The organism is Roseivivax sp. THAF197b (assembly GCF_009363255.1).
Classification (GTDB): domain Bacteria; phylum Pseudomonadota; class Alphaproteobacteria; order Rhodobacterales; family Rhodobacteraceae; genus Roseivivax.
On the sequence record NZ_CP045318.1, the window covers coordinates 2,120,380 to 2,137,685 of the forward strand.

Genomic DNA, 17,306 nt, shown 5'->3' on the forward strand with positions numbered 1-17,306 from the left:
AGCAATCACAAGGGGACCGGGACATGCCGAACCCACTCTATGACACACTCTTCGGGCGCCATGCAGGCAAGGACGCCACGTTTCTGCATTTTGCCGATGGCGGCACGCTCAGCTATGCCGATTTCCTCGCGCAGTCCGCACGGATCGCGGGGGCGCTCAAGACGTCGGGGCTAAAGCCGGGCGACAGGCTGGCCGCCCAGATCGAGAAATCCGCGGAGGCACTGGCGCTCTATGCCGCTTGCGCGCAGGCGGGCATCGTCTTCCTGCCGCTCAACACTGCCTATACGCAGGACGATCTGGCCTATTTCGTGGAAGACAGCGGTGCCGCGATGCTGGTCTGCGATGGCCGCAAGGAGGCAGAGCTTGCACCGCTCGCCGAGCGGCTGGGCGCGCATCTGATGACGCTGAACGCCGACGGCTCGGGCAGCCTGATGGAGGCCGCGACTGGGCAACCCGACAGCTTCGAAACCGCGGAGCGGACAGAAGATGACCTCGCTGCCTTCCTCTATACCTCTGGCACGACGGGCCGGTCGAAGGGCGCGATGCTGACGCAAGCCAACCTTCTGTCGAACGCCGCAACGCTTGCAAAGCTGTGGCGCTTTACCGAGGAGGATGTGCTGCTGCATGCCCTGCCCATCTTCCACACGCACGGCCTATTCGTGGCCACGAACGTGACGCTGACCGCGGGCAGCGCGATGATCTTCCTGCCGAAATTCGACCTCGACGCGATGATCGAACTGATGCCCAAGGCCACCACGATGATGGGCGTGCCGACCTTCTATACCCGCCTTCTGGACGATGCGCGCTTCACCGGCGATCTGACGGGCGACATGCGGCTTTTCGTGTCGGGCAGCGCGCCGCTTCTGGCCGAGACGCACAAAAGCTTCGAGGCCCGCACCGGGCATCGCATCCTCGAACGCTACGGCATGACCGAGACCAACATGAACACCTCGAACCCCTATGACGGGGAACGCCGCGCGGGCACGGTGGGCTTCCCCCTGCCCGGTGTGGAGCTGCGCATCACCAACCCCGAGACGGGCGAGGAACTGCCGCAGGGTGAAACGGGTCAGATCGAGGTGCGTGGCCCCAATGTCTTCAAGGGCTATTGGCGCATGCCCGAGAAGACCGCCGCCGAGCTGCGCGAAAACGGCTTCTTCCTGACCGGCGATCTGGGCCGGATCGACGAAGACGGCTACGTGCAGATCGTCGGGCGCTCCAAGGACCTGATCATTTCGGGCGGCTACAACATCTACCCAAAGGAGATCGAGATCGTGCTCGACGACATGCCGGGCGTGCGCGAAAGCGCGGTGATCGGCGTGCCGCATGCGGATTTCGGCGAGACGGTGGTGGCGGTCGTGGTACCCGAGGCGGGCGCGGAGCTGGACCTCGCGGCGCTGCAAGAGAAGGCCAATGCGGGCCTTGCGCGGTTCAAGCATATCCGGCGGCTGTTCACGGCCCAGGAGCTGCCGCGCAACACGATGGGCAAGGTGCAGAAGAACGCCCTGCGCGAGGAATATGGTGATCTCTTCGCGTGACCCGCGCGGTCAGACCAGCATCCCGATCTGCAGCGCACAAAGCGTGGCGAGCGACACACCGGTCGCCACCAGCGCCCGGATGAACCGCGTGCGCTTCAACTCGCGCAGGCGCGAGACCTTGAGGCATTCAAACGCGATCTCGTGCATCCAGTTACTCGCGCGCGCCGCCTTCTCAAGCGCCTCGACGCTGGGATAGCGCGCGGTCTCCACGTAAAGCGTGCGGCGCAGTTCGAGATCCGTCGCGCCTGCCACCTGCGGGGCGATCTTGCGGGTTGGAAACAACACGAGGCCGAACAAGACCAGCGGCAACATGACGATGCCCCAGAAGACGAGCGCGGACCACAGCGCCTCGCTTTCGGCTTTCGGGAACGCGTCCGAGACCCGCGCCACGATGTTCAGCGTGAAGGTGTAGCCGATGCCCACGATCTGCGCCTTGGTGTCGTAGGCGCGGACGGTCGCCTGCGCCTCGGCGAGCGTCAGTTCGAGGAAATGCAGGCTCTGGTCGTTGTCAGGATCGGCCATCGGTCCCTCCGCTGCCCCGCGCAAGCGCGCGCCCTGGCTCTATCGCACCACAGGCCGACGCGTGAAAGGTCCATGAGCAGCCCCCCGGACAAGAAAAATCCCCGGTCGTTGCGCGACCGGGGACATGTCGAAAAGCGGGACCGGCGCGGTTATTTCGCCGCAGCGACTGCCCGCTTGGTCAGGACCTTCACCAGATGCGCGCGGTAATCGCCCGAGCCGTGAAGGTCGGCGATCATCCCCGACCCGTCCGGTGCCGACAGACCATCCACCGCAGAGGCAGAGAAGTCCGAGGACAACGCCGCCTCGGCCTCCGACCAGCGGAAGACGCCATCATTCGACGCGCCCGTGACCGCGACGCGCACGCCATCGGCGTATTTTGCGACGAACACACCCACGAGGGCGAAGCGCGATGCGGGCTGTTCGAACTTCTGGTAGTTCGAGGCGTCGGGGATCGGCAGACGGACCTCGGTGATGATCTCGCCCTCATCCAGGGCTGTGGCGAACATGCCCTGGAAGTAGTCATCCGCCGCGATCTCGCGGCTGTTGGTCTTGATCGTGGCGCCCGTGCCAAGGGCTGCGGCCGGATAGCAGGCCGAGGGGTCGTTATTGGCAAGGCTGCCGCCGATCGTGCCGCGATTGCGCACCGCCGGGTCGCCGATATTGGCCGCGAGGTCCGCAAGGCCCGGGAAATCGGACGCCGCCTCCTTCGCCACGGTGGCGTGATTGGTGCCGCCGCCGATGGCCAGCGCGCCGTCATCGGTCTTGCAGACGCCCTTCATCTCGGCGATCGCCGTCAGGCTCACCAGTTTCGAGGGCATGGCGAGGCGCTGCTTCAGCGTCGGGATCAGCGTCTGCCCGCCGCTGAGGGGCTGCGCCTCTTCCTCGGCCAGGGCCTTGACCGCCTCGTCGATGGAACTCGGGCGTACCATGTCGAAATTGTACATTGTCTTCTCCTCCTAGTCCGCCGCGTCTGTTCACGTTCGGACCAAAAATACCTCCGGGGGGACACTGCCTTGCGCCATTGATCCGAGGATAATGGCGGTGGGGCCGCGCCCCCCAACCTTTGTCAAAAGCGCGACATCAGCCCTGCATCGCCTGCCAGACGCGACCGGGCGTGGCGGGCATGTCGATATGGTCGACCTTGTGCCCTCCGGATTGCAGCGCATCGACGATCGCGTTGATCACCGTCGGCGGGGAGCCGATGGCGCCCGCCTCACCGCAGCCCTTCACACCCAAGGGGTTGTGCGTGCAGGGCGTCTGGCACGAGTGATCGACGATGTAGCTGTCGAGGTTCGGGATCACATCCGCCCGCGGCATTGCGTAGTCCATGTAGGAGGCGCTCAGAAGCTGGCCGTTCTCGTCGTAGGAACAATTCTCCAGAAGTGCCTGACCGATGCCTTGCGCGATGCCGCCATGGACCTGGCCCTCGACGATCATCGGGTTGATGACATTGCCGAAATCATCCGCGGAGACGAACTTCTCGATCCGCACATGGCCCGTTTCGGGATCAAGCTCCACCTCGCAGGCATAGGCGCCCGCGGGATAGGTGAAGTTCGACGGATCGTAGAAGGCGGTCTCTTCGAGGCCCGGCTCCAGATCCTCGAGCGGGTAGTTGTGCGGCACGTAAGCGGCCAGCGTCACATCCCCCCAGGCCACCGACTTGTCGGTGCCCGCGACGGTGAAGGCGCCATCCTTCAGCTCGATATCGCCTTCGGAGGCCTCGAGAAGATGCGAGGCGATCTTCTTGGCCTTGTTGATGATCTTCTCGGTCGCCCGCACCATGGCCGAGCCGCCCACCGCGATGGAGCGCGAGCCATAGGTGCCCATGCCCATCGGCGTGTTGGCGGTGTCGCCGTGCACGATGTCGATCTGATCTTCGGGGATGCCCAGCATCTCGGCGATCACCTGCGGGAAGGCCGTCTCGTGCCCTTGCCCGTGGCTGTGCGAGCCGGTCATGACCGAGATCGAGCCCGTGGCATTCACCCGGACGGTCGCGCTTTCGTAAAGACCTGCGCGCGCACCCAACTGCCCCACGAGGTTCGACGGCGCGATGCCGCAGGCCTCGATGAAACAGTTCACGCCCAGACCGCGCAGCTTGCCCTTGGCCTCTGACGCCTTGCGGCGCGCCTCGAAGCCCGAGAGGTCCATCAGCTCTTCCATCTTGTCCATCGTGGCGTTGTAATCGCCCGTGTCATATTCCACGGCGACCGGCGTCGCGTAGGGGAAGGTCGTGATGAAGTTCTGACGGCGCAGCTTGATCGGGTCGACGCCCAGTTCGCGCGCGGCCTTGTCGATCACGCGCTCCAGCTGGAACGTCGCCTCGGGACGACCTGCCCCGCGATAAGCATCGACCGGCACGGTGTTGGTGAAGACGGCCTTCACGTTCACATAGACGAGCGGCGTCTTGTAATTGCCCGCCATCAGCGTGCCGTGCAGCCATGTGGGCACGGACGGCGCGAAGGTGGACAGGTAAGCGCCCATATTCGCGTACGTCTCAGTGCGGACGGCAGTGAAGTTGTTGTCCTTGTCGAGCGCCAGTTCGATCTTGGTGACGTGGTCCCGGCCATGGGCGTCCGAAATGAACGCCTCGGAGCGCGAGGAGGTCCACTTCACGGCACGACGCAGCTGACGGGCCGCGAAAGTGCAGAAGGCCTCTTCCGCGTAGTGGAAAATCTTCGTGCCGAAGCCGCCGCCCACATCGGGCGCCACGACGCGCAGCTTGTGCTCGGGGATGCCGAGAACGAACGCCCCCATCAGAAGCCGGATCACATGCGGGTTCTGCGAGGTGGTGTAGAGCGTGGATTCGTCGTTGGCCTTGGAATAATCGCCCACGGCGACGCGCGGCTCCATCGGGTTGGCGACGAGGCGGTTGTTCACCAGCTCCAGCGTGGTGACATGCGCGGCCTCCTCGAAGGCCTTGTCGGTCGCAGCCTTGTTTTCTTCGACGAAGCCCCAATCGTAGCAGAGGTTGTCGTCGAGATCGTCATGCACCTTCGTGGCGCCGGATTGCACGGCGTCCTTCATGTCGACGACGGCCGGAAGCTCCGCAAGGTCGAGCTCGATGGCTTCGGCGGCATCGCGCGCCATCTCCAGGCTGTCGGCCACGACCGCGGCCACGATCTCGCCCACATGGCGGATCTTGCCTTGGGCGATGACGGGATGTGCCGGCTCCTTCATGGGCTGGCCATGCTTGTCGGTCACCTGCCAGCCGCAGGGCAGACCGCCCACGCCCTCGAAATCCTTGCCGGTGAAGATGCGCACGACACCGGGCATCGTCTCGGCGGCCCCGGTGTCGATGCCGTTGATGGTCGCATGCGCCACGTCCGAACGCAGGAAATAGACATGCGCCTGGCCGTGGATGTTGATGTCGTCGGTGTAATTGCCGACGCCCGTCAGAAAGCGCAGGTCTTCGCGTCGCTTCGTGCTGGCGCCGATGCCATGATCCTTGGGCATGGTAGTCCTCCCTTAGGCGGCGGGATCACCCCCGCCATACAATCCTCCGGCGCACGATTATGCGCGCGCCGCCCTGTTGTTTTTATTCCGCGGCGACCGCGGGCACGTCCTGACCGGATGCGGCCATGATCGCGCGGACAATGTTGTGATAGCCCGTGCAGCGGCAGATATTGCCCTCGAGGTAGTCGCGCACCTCGGCCTCGCTGGGCTTGGGGTTTTCCTTCAGAAGCGCTGCTGCCGACATCACCATGCCCGGCGTGCAGAAGCCGCATTGCAGCCCGTGATAGTCCTGGAACGCCTGCTGAATGACGTTGAGCGAGCCGTCATTGTTGGCCTGCCCCTCGATCGTGGCGACCTCCGCGCCGTCCGCTTCGGCGGCAAACATGGTGCAGGCCTTCACCGCCTCGCCGTTCACGTGCACCACGCAGGCCCCGCACTGGCTGGTGTCGCAGCCCACATGGGTGCCGGTGAGCTGCAGGTCGTCGCGCAGGAAATTGACGAGAAGCGTGCGCCCCTCGACCTCGCCCGAGACGGTCTTGCCGTTCACGGTCATGGATACTTTGGTCATGAAATCCTCCCTTGGATGTCTTGTCTTGCCCATCGCGCATCCCCGGCGCGGCGGGTGTTATCCCTCATGTGATGGTTCAGGAAATGGCGCGCTTGAACCAGCCTTTTTTCTTCTCGCCGGGCGTTTCCTCGGCCTCGGGGGCCGCATCGGGATCGGCGGGACCTTCGATGGCTTCCTGCAACCGGGTGAAGAACTGATCCGCCATCTTCTTGGCGAAGCCATCGATGATGCGCGAGCCCAGCTGCGCGAGCTTGCCGCCCACATTGGCCTCCACGTCGTAGCTGAGCTTGGTGCCCTCGCCACTCTCCTCCAGCGTGACGGTCGCGCCGCCCTTGGCAAAGCCCGCAGCCCCGCCCTTGCCCTCGCCTGAAAGCTTCAGGCTGTTGGGTTCATCGCGCTCGGACACGGTGACGGCGCCTTTGAACGTAGCTTTCACAGGGCCGACCTTCTGGACCACGGTGGCCTCGAACCCATCATCGGGATTGCCCGACATCTCGGTACAGCCCGGCACGCATTCCTTCAGAACGTCGGGGTTCAGGATCGCGGCCCAGACCACCTCTCGGGGGGCGGCCACTTCACGGGAATCGCTCATCTTCATGGAATATGTCCTCTCTCTTGGCGGCAGGTTAGGCAGGGGTCGAGCCCTCCGATATAGGACCTTTTGCCGACACCCTGGCGACCCGCCCATGCTTTCACGCCACGCGGCCCGCCGCTAGGCTTCGTTTGACATCAATGGCGGAGCGGCATGACAGGCGGATTGCAAATCGACGGGATCGACTACCGGTTCAGCACGCGCCAGGCCCTGGACGGGGTGGGCTTTTCCGTGGCGCCCGGACGCTTCGCGGCCCTTTTGGGGCCCAACGGGGCAGGCAAGTCGACGCTGTTTGCGCTGCTGACCGGGCTTTTTTCCGCACCATCGGGCACGATCCGGATCGCCGGACAGGACATGTCGCGCAATCCGCGCGCGGCCCTTGCCCAGATGGGCGTGGTGTTCCAAAGCCCGACCCTCGATCTCGATCTGACGATCCGGCAGAACCTGCGCTATTTCGCGGCTCTGCATGGGCTATCGGGGCGCGCGGCGGCCCTGCGGATCGACGCGGCACTCGACAAGCTGGGGATTGCAGAGCGCGCAGGCGAGAAGGCGCGCGATCTCAATGGCGGGCACCGCCGCCGCACGGAGATTGCCCGCGCGCTCGTGCACAAGCCAGACGTGCTACTGCTGGACGAGGCCACCGTCGGACTGGATGCCGCGGCACGTGAGGCGATCACGGATCACGTCCACGCGCTCTGCGCCGAGGATGGCCTGACGGTCCTGTGGGCGACGCATCTGACCGATGAAGTCCGGGACAGCGACCGGCTCATCGTGCTGCATGAAGGACGCGTCATCGCCGATGGCGAGGCAAGCGCGATCCGCGGCGATCAGCCCCTGAAGGCGCGCTTCCTGTCCATGACCGATACGCCCGACGGCGTGCCTGCGGGCCATCCCGGATGAGCGCCTGGATCCTCGCTCTACGCGCCATTGCGTGGCGCGAAGCGCTGCGCTTCGTACATCAGCGCGAGCGGTTTCTGGCGGCCCTCGTCCGTCCGCTGGTCTGGCTTCTGGTCTTCGCCGCGGGCTTTCGCGCGGCCTTGGGCCTCTCGATCCTGCCGCCCTACCAGACCTACATCACCTACGAGACCTATATCGTGCCGGGCCTCTGCGGCATGATCCTGCTCTTCAACGGCATGCAAAGCGCGCTGAGCCTCGTGCATGACCGCGAAACCGGCTCCATGCGGCTCTTGCTGACGGCCCCCCTGCCACGCTGGTACCTGCTCTTTTGCAAGCTCACAGGCGCGACGCTGATCTCGCTGGTTCAGGTCTATGCGTTCCTCGCGATCGCCGCCGCCTTCGATATCGTTCTGCCGCTTTGGGGCTATGTTGCAGCCTTGCCCGCGCTGATACTAGCGGGGCTGATGCTGGGCGCGCTGGGGCTCGCGCTTTCCTCGCTCATCAAGCAGCTGGAGAATTTCGCGGGTGTGATGAACTTCGTGATCTTCCCGATGTTCTTTCTCTCCTCGGCGCTCTACCCACTGTGGAAGATGGCCGAAAGCTCCGAGCTCCTGCGCGATATCTGCGCGGTCAATCCCTTCACCCATGCGGTGGAGATGATCCGCTTCGCGCTGTATCTCGAATGGAACGCGCCCGCCGCCTTCTGGACCGCGCTGGCCTTTGCCCTCTTCGCAGCCCTCGCGCTTTGGGGCTATGACCCCGCCCGTGGCCTGATCCGCCGGAAAGGCTGACATCTGCGCGTCCCACATCCGGGTGACAGAACCGCGCCCTTGTCACGCCCGGACCGGAAATACCTCCGGGAGCGCGAGGGCAGCGCCCTTGCCCGGGCCTCGGGCCCGGATCAGCCGATGGGGCCGGGCCGCCGTTCCTCTGACAGCAGAACATTGGCATCAAGCGATGCGACCCCCGGCAGCGTCATGATCCTTCGCCTGAGAACACGCTCGAAATCCGGCAGGTCCCGCGCCACGACGCGCAAGCGGTAATCATACATGCCCAGCACATGCTCGACAGTCTGGACCTCGGGGATCGCCGACACCGCGCGTTCGAACGCACCAAGGCTCGCCTGCCCCTTCGTGCCGATCTTCACACCCAAGAAGACCGTCACGCCAAATCCGAGTTTTTCGGCATCGAGATCCAGCCGCGCGCCCCGAATTACACCCGCCTCGCGCAGCCGCTTGACGCGCCGCCAAGAGGCGGGCTGCGACAGCCCGAGCTTCCGACCAAGCGCACCGGCGGAGAGATCGGCCTCGTCGCTCAAGGCGCGCAGGATCGCACGGTCGATGTCGTCGAGCGCTGTCATCTCCACCCCTTCCCCGGATTTTTATCTAAAAATCCGCAACCGGCCGCGCCCGCAGTCCAACCTCGACGCATCTGCGGAACACCGTCTTCCAGCCCGAGATTTTTATCTAAAAATCTCGATCTCACAGCGGAAGGCTCTCGTCGTATTTCACCCGGGCTATATGCATGAGCGCCTCCAGATCGGTGATATGCGGCAGCGCCAGCAGCTTCTCACGATAGAGCAATTGGTAATGCGCAAGATCCCGCGCGATGACCGACAGCCGCACATCGACCTGCCCCAGAAAGGTCTGGATCTCCAGCACCTCGGGCACGGCGCGCGCCGCCGCGGCGAAATCCTCGAAGGCCTGCGGCTGCGATTTGTCCAGGGTGACCCGCAAGGACACTTCGACCGCGTAGCCGAGTGCGGCCCAGTCGATGACCGCGCGAGTACCGCGCAAAACGCCCTCGGCGCGCATCCGCTCCAGCCTGCGCGCCAATGTGGTCGCGGTCACACCCGCCCGCTCCGCCAGGTCCTGCCCCGAAAGATCCGGCGCCGCTTGGTACTGGCGCAAGATACGCCGATCCGTATCGTCAAGCATGATTTCCCCACATTAATCCGCAAGCACGAATGATAATCCATCCGATATCCGAATATTCCGGAAAAACGCAAACACTCTCAGCATAGAATCCCTAGATTGCCCGACAGGATAACCAAGCAAGGGAGCGCCGGACATGCGCGTCTATTACGATCGTGACTGCGACATCAATCTCATCAAGGACAAGAAGGTCGCCATTCTGGGCTATGGCAGCCAGGGCCACGCCCATGCGCTGAACCTGCGCGATTCGGGTGCCAAGAACGTCGTCGTCGCCCTCCGCGAAGGCTCCGCCTCCGCCGCCAAGGCCGAGGGCGAAGGCCTCAAGGTCATGGGCATCGCCGAAGCCGCGGCCTGGTGCGACCTGATCATGTTCACCATGCCCGACGAGCTGCAGGCCGAGACCTACAAGAAGTACGTCCATGACAACCTGCGCGAAGGGGCCGCGATCGCCTTCGCCCACGGCCTCAACGTGCATTTCGGCCTGATCGAGCCCAAGCCCGGCGTCGACGTCATCATGATGGCCCCCAAGGGCCCCGGCCACACCGTGCGCGGCGAATACACCAAGGGCGGCGGCGTGCCCTGCCTCGTGGCGGTGCACAATGATGCCTCTGGCAAGGCGCTTGAGCTTGGCCTGTCGTATTGCTCGGCGATCGGCGGCGGCCGTTCGGGCATCATCGAGACCAACTTCCGCGAGGAATGCGAAACCGACCTCTTCGGCGAGCAAGCCGTGCTTTGCGGCGGTCTCGTCGAGCTCATCCGCATGGGCTTCGAGACGCTGGTCGAGGCCGGTTACGAGCCCGAAATGGCCTATTTCGAGTGCCTGCACGAGGTGAAGCTGATCGTCGACCTGATCTATGAAGGCGGCATCGCCAACATGAACTACTCGATCTCCAACACCGCCGAATACGGCGAATACGTCTCCGGCCCGCGCATCCTGCCCTACGAGGAGACCAAGAAGCGCATGAAGGACGTGCTGACCGACATCCAGACCGGCCGCTTCGTGCGGGACTTCATGCAGGAAAACAGCGTCGGCCAGCCGATGTTCAAGGCGACTCGCCGCTTGAACGACGAGCACCAGATCGAGCAGGTCGGCGAGACCCTGCGCGGCATGATGCCTTGGATCTCGGCCGGCAAGATGGTCGACAAGGCCAAGAACTGACGCCAGCGCATCCCGTTGGAACATCACGGACCCCCGGCCTTGGCGCCGGGGGTTTTTCTTTGCGCATGGGGCGACGAGGTCGCGCATGCCTGTCTCGGAACACCGTCTCCTTCCGCGGCTCGCTTCTTGACAGCGCAGCCACCACCATGCTCGCATCGACACATTGATTTTTCGCTGGCCGTTGCGCCTGCCTGTTCCAAGGAGACTTTGAGATGCGATCTTCTTTTTTATCCTTTCTGTTCGTCCTGACATCCGCCGCTGCGGCCTACGCGGCCGGTCAGAACGCCCCAGCGCCCGGCTGCGGTCCGGCCTGCGCGGCAGAGCAACAGTCTGACAGCGGACCGTCCGTGACCCCGGCACAGGTCGCGCGCAGCTGGGGCAACACCACCATGGGGCGCAACGGGCATGTCGCCTTTGTCGTCTCTTCCGACGGCCGGTTGCGCATGTCCTTCATGTGCTTTCCGGGCCGCGGCAGCCTCCTTTTCTTCTCGGGCCCGAATATCGAGCAGCGCCGGGTCTCGGACGGACAATTGACCATGACCGTCGACAGCCGGTCCGTGCCGGTGCGCGTCAAGACGCGCGATCGCGGCGTGGCAGCGCCCGTGCGCAAGGACGGTCAGCTTCTGGCAGCCCTGCGCGCAGGCAACACGGCGACGATTTCAGGGGACGGCAATGTGGTCTACGGCCGGGTGTCGCTTGCAGGGTCGTCAGCGGCGATCCGAACCGCGCAGTCGCGCTGCGGCATCATCTAGAAGCAGACCTCAGCGTCGGGGCCAAGCGCCGACACAGAACCGACGCGCCCCAAACAAAAAGGCTTGCCGACGCGACATCGGCAAGCCTTTGATTTTTTTGGGATCGAGCCCCGGCACCGGGGCCTTACGACCAGACCGCCAAGGGCACGGCTGGCCATCCCGCAGCCCACAAGCCGACCGGGCCCCGCTCGGCACGTTTTGTCGTGTTTGACGCCTACTTGAAGCGGATCCGGGAGACCTTGATGTTGCGCATCTCCACGGTGAAGCCCTCGGGCGGAGGCACCCGCCCCCGTGCGCTGATCCCCTCAGCCTGCAACCCGGGACCGTAGCCGCGAAACAGGATCCCCGCCTGGAACTGGATCGGCTTGCGCGGCTCCTGCAGCGCGGGCTCGCATTGATAGATTCCGGGCGCGCCGCAATCCGGCGGAATGGCGGTTCGACCCGCCCGACTGACCACCAACCTGTCGTTGCACCTCACCTGCAGGATTCCGTCGGCCTCCATCGACCAGCGCACCTGCACGACAACGCGCGCCCAATTCCCGAAATCGGCAGGGCGAAGGCAGACCGCATCGTCGAATGTCAGCCCCTTTGCCGAGTCGAGATGCAATTGGTGGATATGGTTCTTGATCGTGTCGAGCCGCTGCCATTCGGCCAGTTCGAGGAGCGATCGACGGTTTGGCCCACCGCCGTAACGAAGGTTCCTGGGAATGCGGATCTCCATGGCATATTGCACGCTGTCCCCGAGCCGCGCGGTTTTCTTGTAGGCGATCCGGGATCTCAGGTTTCCGTTGAAGCAATCGCTCTCGCCCCGGCCATCGCCATATTTGATGGAGCTGCAATCGCCGGCCTTGACGTGAAATGTCGTCACACCGCCTGCATGCACGGGGTCGCGCCCGTTGAAACGATGATCGGAAAAGCCGCTTGGCGCAGCCGAGAGCGTTTTTGAAAGGCCAAGTCCGGCAAGGATGAAAAAGAGGGTACGAAATATCATGGCTTTGAACCTCGAAGATTGAAATCCTTCGAGCGTAATCGCGATGGCGCGTTTCAAATAACGCATTTTTCATGCTCAAAAAAAAACGCCCCCGGAAGACCGGAGGCGCCTCAGATGTGTTCGATGGATACGGCGCGATCAGCCGTGCGACGGGCCGTCGGCGGCCAGCGCGGATTTGGGATCGTTCGGATCCTTGCGCTTCTGCTCGATTTCGAACTTGCCGATGATGCCCATCACGGTCACGGCCAGCAGGGTGAAGAGCGCCAGAAGCGGCACGAGAAACGATGCAGTCATGGGAACACTCCTTCGGTTTCGTTGCGGTGATTGACAGGCAAACACCGCAGACACGTGATGCGTTCCCGGGGTGCGACCGTTAGTCCTTCAGCTGGTAGACGCACCAGCCAAGCAGACCCAGAAGGATGAAAACGGGCAGAATGAAAAACGCGTCCATGACTCTCTCTCCTCAGGTTGGATGGACGACACAGTAGCGCGATGCTAGGTGGCGGGAAAGCGGGGCGATGCCCTAAACCTGTGCAGTTTTCGATAAGTGATGAGGTTTTATGCAACCGGCATCGACGCCCGTGCCCGAAATCACGGGCAAATCCTTTGCGATGATCGCCCTGCTGGGTCTGATCTGGGGTGCTACGTTCCTCGTGATCGAGCTCGCACTGGAAGGGATTACGCCCGCCTGGCTCGCGGCCTACCGGATCGGCTTCGCGTCGCTCCTGACCGCAGCTATATGGCAGGCTCTCGGCGGCCGTCTGTTCCTGACAGAAGCACGGCCCTGGCCGATCCTCGGCATCGTTGGCGTGTTCAACTCCGCCCTGCCCTTCTTGCTTCTTTCCTGGGGACAAGTGCGCGTGACCTCCGGTTTTGCCGGGGTGTCCATGGCAGCGGTGGCCCTGATCGTGCTGCCGCTCGCGCATATCTTCCTGCCCGGCGAACGCATGACGCTCCGCCGGACGCTCGGGTTCCTGACGGGGTTCGTCGGCGTCGTCATCCTGATCGGCCCCTCCGCCTTCGCGGCAACGGGCGACCCGCTGGAGCCCCTGGGCCGTCTTGCCTGCCTCGGTGCGGCGGGCTGCTACGCCTCAGCCTCGGTGATAATGCGCCGATTGCCGCCGATGGATCCGATCGGCTTGGCGGCGGTGCCGCTTCTGGCGGGTTGCGCGGCGATCATTCCCTTTGCCTGGGTCGTCGAAGGCCCGCCGCCGCTTCCGCAGGGTGAGACGCTGTTCTGGCTGGCGCTACTGGGTCTGGTGCCCACGGCGGGGGCCAATCTGCTGCGTGTGCTGGTCATTCGTACGGCAGGCCCCGTCTTCATGAGCCTCGTGAATTACCAGGTGCCGGTCTGGTCGGTCTGCCTTGGCATCGTGTTCCTGAACGAGCCTGCGGGCCTCTCGCTGGTGGTCGCATTGGTCCTGATCCTGTCAGGCGTCTTCGTGAGCCAATGGGGCAAGCTTTCCCGTCTGTTCCGCGCCGCCCGCTAGGGGCGCGGAACGCGCGGTATCACCGGGCGCAATCGACTTTCCGGCGGATGAGGCGCAACGCGCGCCGGGCTGGGATCACTCCCAGCAGCTGACCAGCACCGTCATCGCCCGCGCCACCTCCGTCAGGTCTTCGGGCGCCATGAAGGCATCGCCCTGCCCGGTGGCGATCTGCACGCCGGCATCCGCGGACATCGCGATCAGACGTTCGGAGGCGGTGGCGAAACTCACCCCGTCCGGCAATTGCTGACCGTCCGCTTCGGCGGAGACCAACATGCCCACGACCGACCCGCCGCCATCGAAGACCGGCCCGCCCGCATCCCCGGGATTGGCCGCCACTTCGAGGCGCGCCATGCCCGGCTCGCCGTTGAGGCCCTTAAGGTCCGCAAGACGGCCGAAATTCAGCGTCGGCGCGCCCAGCACGCCGCCATAGGAGAAGCCCGCCACGGCCACTTCGGATTGCAGGCGCGGGGTGTCGGCCCGGAAAACCGCCACTTCGCGCGGCGCAAGCGGCGTCGAGGGCGCCAAGAGCGCAACCCCATCGGAGACGGCCACGACCTCGGCCTCGGTGGTCTCGTCGAGGGTGATGCGGCCGCATTCCTCAACCGCCGCGGCGGAGGTCAGCACCCGCCCCCGCGGATCGACGAAAAAGCCCGATGCCACGACCTTGGGCTGGCGCACCTGCAGGCCCGAGACCAGATCGATCGCCTGCGCGTCGCCCGAAAGGCTGGCGGGGTCCAGAACGACACCGTCAAGCGGCGTGAAGCTGTCGCGCATGAGCGCCAGAAGGCGCGTGCGCCGCTCCTCGTCGCCTGCGGGCCAGATCAGGGTGAAGCCCTTGATCGCGCCGTTCTCGAGGCGCGCTTCCGTGTGGCTGACGATGCGGGCATTCTCTCCGGTCAGGGTGAAGCTGTCGCGGCGGCGTTCGCGATCCCCGTTCAGGGGCACGATTTCCAGCGTCTGCATGATCTCGTAGAGCCCGGCCAGGGTCTGAGCGTCGCCCGGCTGCGAGATCAGAAGCACGCGCGCGGCCAGATCGCCGGTGGCGTCATAATGCACGAACGGCGCCTCGACACGGGCGTAATCCACGACGCCGAGCGGCATCTCCATCTCGATCCCGGCGCGCCGGTCGGAGACGCGGGTGATCTCCAACCCGTCGAGCACGGCATTGTACTGGCGCAGAAGCTCCGCACGCTGGCGGGTGGTCAGCACGCCCGTGACCGCGAAGCCATTGGCCTCCTGCCAGCCCGCCATGGAGCCGCGGGTGCCGCGGCCGAAGGCGGCGTCGATCCGGCCCTGGTAGAAGCCTGCCCATTGCAGGGCGACCTGAAGGCGCGCGCGCTCATCGCGCGAGAGGCGTGCCTCCGACCGGCGGGCTTGGGACACGGTCTCGTCGGGTTCGGGCTGAGGGGCAACTTCGGCGACCACCTCCTCGGCCTCTGGCGTGGCCTCCTCGGCGGGATCCGACGGCGCGGGCTGACGGATCGCGCCAGCGCCCACGGGGAAGAAGCGCTGCGCGTATTCCTCCGCCTCCTCGACATAGCTGTCCGACGGGATCCGACCTTCGCGGCGCAATTGCAGCCGCAGGCGGTTCGCCTCCTCCTCGTCGTAAGGACCAAGCGCGATACCGTACCAGCCCGCCCCCAGCGAAAAGCCGTTCACATCGGGCAATTGCGTGGCAAAGGCGCGCGCCCGGTTCTCGGCCACAGCGAGGGCTGGATGCGCCTCGATCTGAATGAAATGGGCCTCTTGAGCCGCGGCAGCACCGGCGAGAAGCCAAAGCGCACTGCCTGCCATCAGAACGGAGCGTGTCATGTCGTCTAAAATCCCTCGATCGTTGCGAAATGTCGTCGCACCTTCCTAGCAAAACGCAAGGCCCCCGCACGTCAATTATTGGTCAGCGCTGCAATTGACCCTCGGGTTGTGGCGTCATAATCAAGCGCCAACCAGCCGGAGGGGCCGAAATGGACGCAGTCGACACACCGAAAAGCTTCCAGGAGATCATTTTGCGGCTTCAGGCCTACTGGGCCTCGAAGGGCTGCGCGGTCCTGCAGCCTTACGACATGGAAGTGGGTGCGGGCACGTTCCATCCCGCGACGACGCTGCGCGCGCTGGGCAGCCAGCCCTGGGCCGCGGCCTATGTGCAGCCCTCGCGCCGCCCGACCGATGGCCGCTACGGCGAGAACCCGAACCGGCTTCAGCATTACTACCAGTACCAGGTCATCATCAAACCCTCCCCGCCCGATCTGCAGGCGCTTTATCTGGGATCGCTCGAGGCCATCGGGATCGACCTCGCCCTGCACGACGTGCGCTTTGTCGAGGACGATTGGGAAAGTCCGACGCTGGGCGCCTGGGGGCTTGGCTGGGAGGTCTGGTGTGACGGCATGGAAGTCAGTCAGTTCACCTATTTCCAGCAGGTCGGCGGGCATGATTGCGCGCCGGTCTCGGGCGAGCTGACCTACGGGCTCGAACGGCTGGCCATGTACGTGCTGGGCATCGATCACGTGATGGACATGCCCTTCAACGATCCTGCCTCGCCCATCCCGCTGAGCTATGGCGACATCTTCCGCCAGACGGAGGAAGAATACAGCCGCCACAATTTCGATCATGCCACGACCGAGATGCTTTTGCGCCATTTCGAGGATGCGGAGGCCGAATGCGCGCGCCTGCTGGAGGCGCCCGAGGAAGACCCGAAGATGCACCGCCGCATCGTCATGGCCCATCCCGCCTATGACCAGTGCATCAAGGCCAGCCACCTCTTCAACCTTCTGGATGCGCGCGGCGTCATCTCCGTCACCGAGCGGCAGGCCTATATCGGCCGGGTGCGCGCGCTCGCCAAGATGTGCGCCGATGCCTTCGTGACCACCCCCGCCGCGACGGGACAGGCGGCATGACCGGCAAGGTCCTTGTCATCCTGATCCTGGTCTCGGCGTTAATCGGCGGCGCCGCGATGTATTACCTGCAGGTCTACGCCTATTACGAGGAGGTCGCGCCCGAGACCGAGATCACCCTTCTCGGCCCCGACGACGCGCCCGTCACCCTGCCCGTCAGCGGCTATGAGGGGATCGACGCGGACAGCTCCCCCATCCGCTTCCGCGCCTGTTTCGACACCGACGCGCGCCCCGAGACCGTGACCGCCCAACCCTATCCGGGCGCGGCACCGCGCAACGCGCCGTTCTGGTTCGATTGCTTCGACGCCGAGGCCATCGCCGCCGAGATGGAGGCAGGCACCGCGCAGGTCTTCACCATGGCCCGCAATATCGAGTTCGGCGTGGATCGCGTCGTCGCCCTCACCGAAGACGGGCGCGGCTATGTCTGGCAGGAGATCAACGAATGCGGCGACAAGGCCTATGACGGCACGCCGCTCGGGGATGATTGTCCGGCCCGCGACTGAACTTTCGGAAAACTGAGCTTTC

General features: G+C 64.7%; 18 protein-coding genes. 8 read left to right on the forward strand and 10 right to left on the reverse strand.

The annotated features are described in order from the left end of the window. Nucleotides 1-23: 23 nt before the first annotated feature. On the forward strand, nt 24-1,535 hold the full coding sequence (locus tag FIV09_RS10455) for a malonyl-CoA synthase (protein ID WP_152449887.1): 1,512 nt from the start codon (nt 24-26) through the stop codon (nt 1,533-1,535). A 9-nt stretch (nt 1,536-1,544) separates the two neighbouring features. Here FIV09_RS10455 and FIV09_RS10460 read toward each other — a convergent pair whose 3' ends face one another. The 5 genes from FIV09_RS10460 to FIV09_RS10480 form a co-directional block, all read right to left on the reverse strand. Then, nucleotides 1,545-2,057 carry a hypothetical protein gene (locus FIV09_RS10460; RefSeq protein ID WP_152449888.1) on the reverse strand — a complete coding sequence of 171 codons (513 nt, stop codon included), beginning with the start codon at nt 2,055-2,057 and terminating at the stop codon, nt 1,545-1,547. A 149-nt stretch (nt 2,058-2,206) separates the two neighbouring features. Further along, nucleotides 2,207-3,001: a xanthine dehydrogenase family protein subunit M gene (locus FIV09_RS10465; RefSeq protein ID WP_152449889.1), complete on the reverse strand. Its 795-nt coding sequence runs from the start codon at nt 2,999-3,001 to the stop codon at nt 2,207-2,209. Nucleotides 3,002-3,137: 136 nt separating this feature from the next. Further along, complete coding sequence (locus FIV09_RS10470) at nt 3,138-5,510, reverse strand: xanthine dehydrogenase family protein molybdopterin-binding subunit (RefSeq protein ID WP_152449890.1); 2,373 nt, start codon at nt 5,508-5,510, stop codon at nt 3,138-3,140. An 82-nt stretch (nt 5,511-5,592) separates the two neighbouring features. Next, complete coding sequence (locus tag FIV09_RS10475) at nt 5,593-6,078, reverse strand: (2Fe-2S)-binding protein (protein ID WP_152449891.1); 486 nt, start codon at nt 6,076-6,078, stop codon at nt 5,593-5,595. 76 nt (nt 6,079-6,154) lie between these two features. After that, a complete protein-coding gene (locus tag FIV09_RS10480) occupies nt 6,155-6,676 on the reverse strand; it encodes a CoxG family protein (RefSeq protein ID WP_152449892.1) in 522 nt (173 codons plus the stop codon). 147 nt (nt 6,677-6,823) lie between these two features. Here FIV09_RS10480 and FIV09_RS10485 point away from each other — a divergent pair, with 147 nt between their 5' ends. After that, entirely contained in the window at nt 6,824-7,570 is a 747-nt protein-coding gene (locus FIV09_RS10485) for an ABC transporter ATP-binding protein (RefSeq protein WP_152449893.1), read from the forward strand. Beyond that, nucleotides 7,567-8,358, forward strand: a complete 792-nt coding sequence (locus FIV09_RS10490) for an ABC transporter permease (protein ID WP_152449894.1) — start codon at nt 7,567-7,569, stop codon at nt 8,356-8,358. The genes FIV09_RS10485 and FIV09_RS10490 overlap by 4 nt, the downstream gene beginning before the upstream one ends. Nucleotides 8,359-8,468: 110 nt before the next feature. Here the strand turns inward: FIV09_RS10490 and FIV09_RS10495 are convergent, their stop codons facing one another. Both FIV09_RS10495 and FIV09_RS10500 read right to left on the reverse strand, forming a co-directional pair. Next, a complete protein-coding gene (locus tag FIV09_RS10495) occupies nt 8,469-8,927 on the reverse strand; it encodes an Lrp/AsnC family transcriptional regulator (protein ID WP_152449895.1) in 459 nt (152 codons plus the stop codon). A gap of 121 nt (nt 8,928-9,048) precedes the next feature. Further along, on the reverse strand, nt 9,049-9,504 hold the full coding sequence (locus FIV09_RS10500) for an Lrp/AsnC family transcriptional regulator (protein WP_152449896.1): 456 nt from the start codon (nt 9,502-9,504) through the stop codon (nt 9,049-9,051). A 133-nt stretch (nt 9,505-9,637) separates the two neighbouring features. Here FIV09_RS10500 and ilvC point away from each other — a divergent pair, with 133 nt between their 5' ends. Further along, the gene (gene ilvC / locus FIV09_RS10505) at nt 9,638-10,660 is read left to right on the forward strand and encodes a ketol-acid reductoisomerase (RefSeq protein WP_152449897.1); all 1,023 of its coding nucleotides are present in this window, start codon (nt 9,638-9,640) and stop codon (nt 10,658-10,660) included. A gap of 347 nt (nt 10,661-11,007) precedes the next feature. After that, a complete protein-coding gene (locus FIV09_RS10510) occupies nt 11,008-11,412 on the forward strand; it encodes a hypothetical protein (RefSeq protein ID WP_152455444.1) in 405 nt (134 codons plus the stop codon). Between the two features lie 214 nt (nt 11,413-11,626). Here FIV09_RS10510 and FIV09_RS10515 read toward each other — a convergent pair whose 3' ends face one another. Then, nucleotides 11,627-12,403 (reverse strand): hypothetical protein, encoded by a 777-nt coding sequence (locus FIV09_RS10515; RefSeq protein ID WP_152449899.1) that lies wholly within the window; start codon nt 12,401-12,403, stop codon nt 11,627-11,629. 138 nt (nt 12,404-12,541) lie between these two features. After that, the gene (locus tag FIV09_RS20395; RefSeq protein ID WP_172975684.1) at nt 12,542-12,697 is read right to left on the reverse strand and encodes a hypothetical protein; all 156 of its coding nucleotides are present in this window, start codon (nt 12,695-12,697) and stop codon (nt 12,542-12,544) included. A 266-nt stretch (nt 12,698-12,963) separates the two neighbouring features. On the opposite strand from FIV09_RS20395, the gene FIV09_RS10520 reads away from it, so the two are divergent. Further along, nucleotides 12,964-13,893 (forward strand): DMT family transporter, encoded by a 930-nt coding sequence (locus FIV09_RS10520; RefSeq protein WP_254702204.1) that lies wholly within the window; start codon nt 12,964-12,966, stop codon nt 13,891-13,893. A gap of 75 nt (nt 13,894-13,968) precedes the next feature. On the opposite strand, the gene FIV09_RS10525 is transcribed toward FIV09_RS10520, so the two are convergent. Further along, nucleotides 13,969-15,705: a serine protease gene (locus FIV09_RS10525; protein ID WP_152449900.1), complete on the reverse strand. Its 1,737-nt coding sequence runs from the start codon at nt 15,703-15,705 to the stop codon at nt 13,969-13,971. 149 nt (nt 15,706-15,854) lie between these two features. Here FIV09_RS10525 and FIV09_RS10530 point away from each other — a divergent pair, with 149 nt between their 5' ends. Together FIV09_RS10530 and FIV09_RS10535 are read left to right on the forward strand one after the other, a co-directional pair. Then, nucleotides 15,855-16,784: a glycine--tRNA ligase subunit alpha gene (locus FIV09_RS10530; RefSeq protein WP_152449901.1), complete on the forward strand. Its 930-nt coding sequence runs from the start codon at nt 15,855-15,857 to the stop codon at nt 16,782-16,784. After that, nucleotides 16,781-17,284 (forward strand): DUF6446 family protein, encoded by a 504-nt coding sequence (locus FIV09_RS10535; RefSeq protein WP_152449902.1) that lies wholly within the window; start codon nt 16,781-16,783, stop codon nt 17,282-17,284. The genes FIV09_RS10530 and FIV09_RS10535 overlap by 4 nt, the downstream gene beginning before the upstream one ends. The last annotated feature ends 22 nt before the right edge of the window (nt 17,285-17,306 follow it).

Bases quoted from the DNA above. Each gene is read 5' to 3' on its own strand.
- FIV09_RS10455 (WP_152449887.1), top strand. From the start codon at position 24: ATGCCGAACCCACTCTATGACACACTCTTCGGGCGCCATGCAGGCAAG.
- FIV09_RS10460 (WP_152449888.1), bottom strand. From the start codon at position 2,057: ATGGCCGATCCTGACAACGACCAGAGCCTGCATTTCCTCGAACTGACG.
- FIV09_RS10465 (WP_152449889.1), bottom strand. From the start codon at position 3,001: ATGTACAATTTCGACATGGTACGCCCGAGTTCCATCGACGAGGCGGTC.
- FIV09_RS10470 (WP_152449890.1), bottom strand. From the start codon at position 5,510: ATGCCCAAGGATCATGGCATCGGCGCCAGCACGAAGCGACGCGAAGAC.
- FIV09_RS10475 (WP_152449891.1), bottom strand. From the start codon at position 6,078: ATGACCAAAGTATCCATGACCGTGAACGGCAAGACCGTCTCGGGCGAG.
- FIV09_RS10480 (WP_152449892.1), bottom strand. From the start codon at position 6,676: ATGAAGATGAGCGATTCCCGTGAAGTGGCCGCCCCCCGAGAGGTGGTC.
- FIV09_RS10485 (WP_152449893.1), top strand. From the start codon at position 6,824: ATGACAGGCGGATTGCAAATCGACGGGATCGACTACCGGTTCAGCACG.
- FIV09_RS10490 (WP_152449894.1), top strand. From the start codon at position 7,567: ATGAGCGCCTGGATCCTCGCTCTACGCGCCATTGCGTGGCGCGAAGCG.
- FIV09_RS10495 (WP_152449895.1), bottom strand. From the start codon at position 8,927: ATGACAGCGCTCGACGACATCGACCGTGCGATCCTGCGCGCCTTGAGC.
- FIV09_RS10500 (WP_152449896.1), bottom strand. From the start codon at position 9,504: ATGCTTGACGATACGGATCGGCGTATCTTGCGCCAGTACCAAGCGGCG.
- ilvC (WP_152449897.1), top strand. From the start codon at position 9,638: ATGCGCGTCTATTACGATCGTGACTGCGACATCAATCTCATCAAGGAC.
- FIV09_RS10515 (WP_152449899.1), bottom strand. From the start codon at position 12,403: ATGATATTTCGTACCCTCTTTTTCATCCTTGCCGGACTTGGCCTTTCA.
- FIV09_RS20395 (WP_172975684.1), bottom strand. From the start codon at position 12,697: ATGACTGCATCGTTTCTCGTGCCGCTTCTGGCGCTCTTCACCCTGCTG.
- FIV09_RS10520 (WP_254702204.1), top strand. From the start codon at position 12,964: ATGCAACCGGCATCGACGCCCGTGCCCGAAATCACGGGCAAATCCTTT.
- FIV09_RS10525 (WP_152449900.1), bottom strand. From the start codon at position 15,705: ATGACACGCTCCGTTCTGATGGCAGGCAGTGCGCTTTGGCTTCTCGCC.
- FIV09_RS10530 (WP_152449901.1), top strand. From the start codon at position 15,855: ATGGACGCAGTCGACACACCGAAAAGCTTCCAGGAGATCATTTTGCGG.
- FIV09_RS10535 (WP_152449902.1), top strand. From the start codon at position 16,781: ATGACCGGCAAGGTCCTTGTCATCCTGATCCTGGTCTCGGCGTTAATC.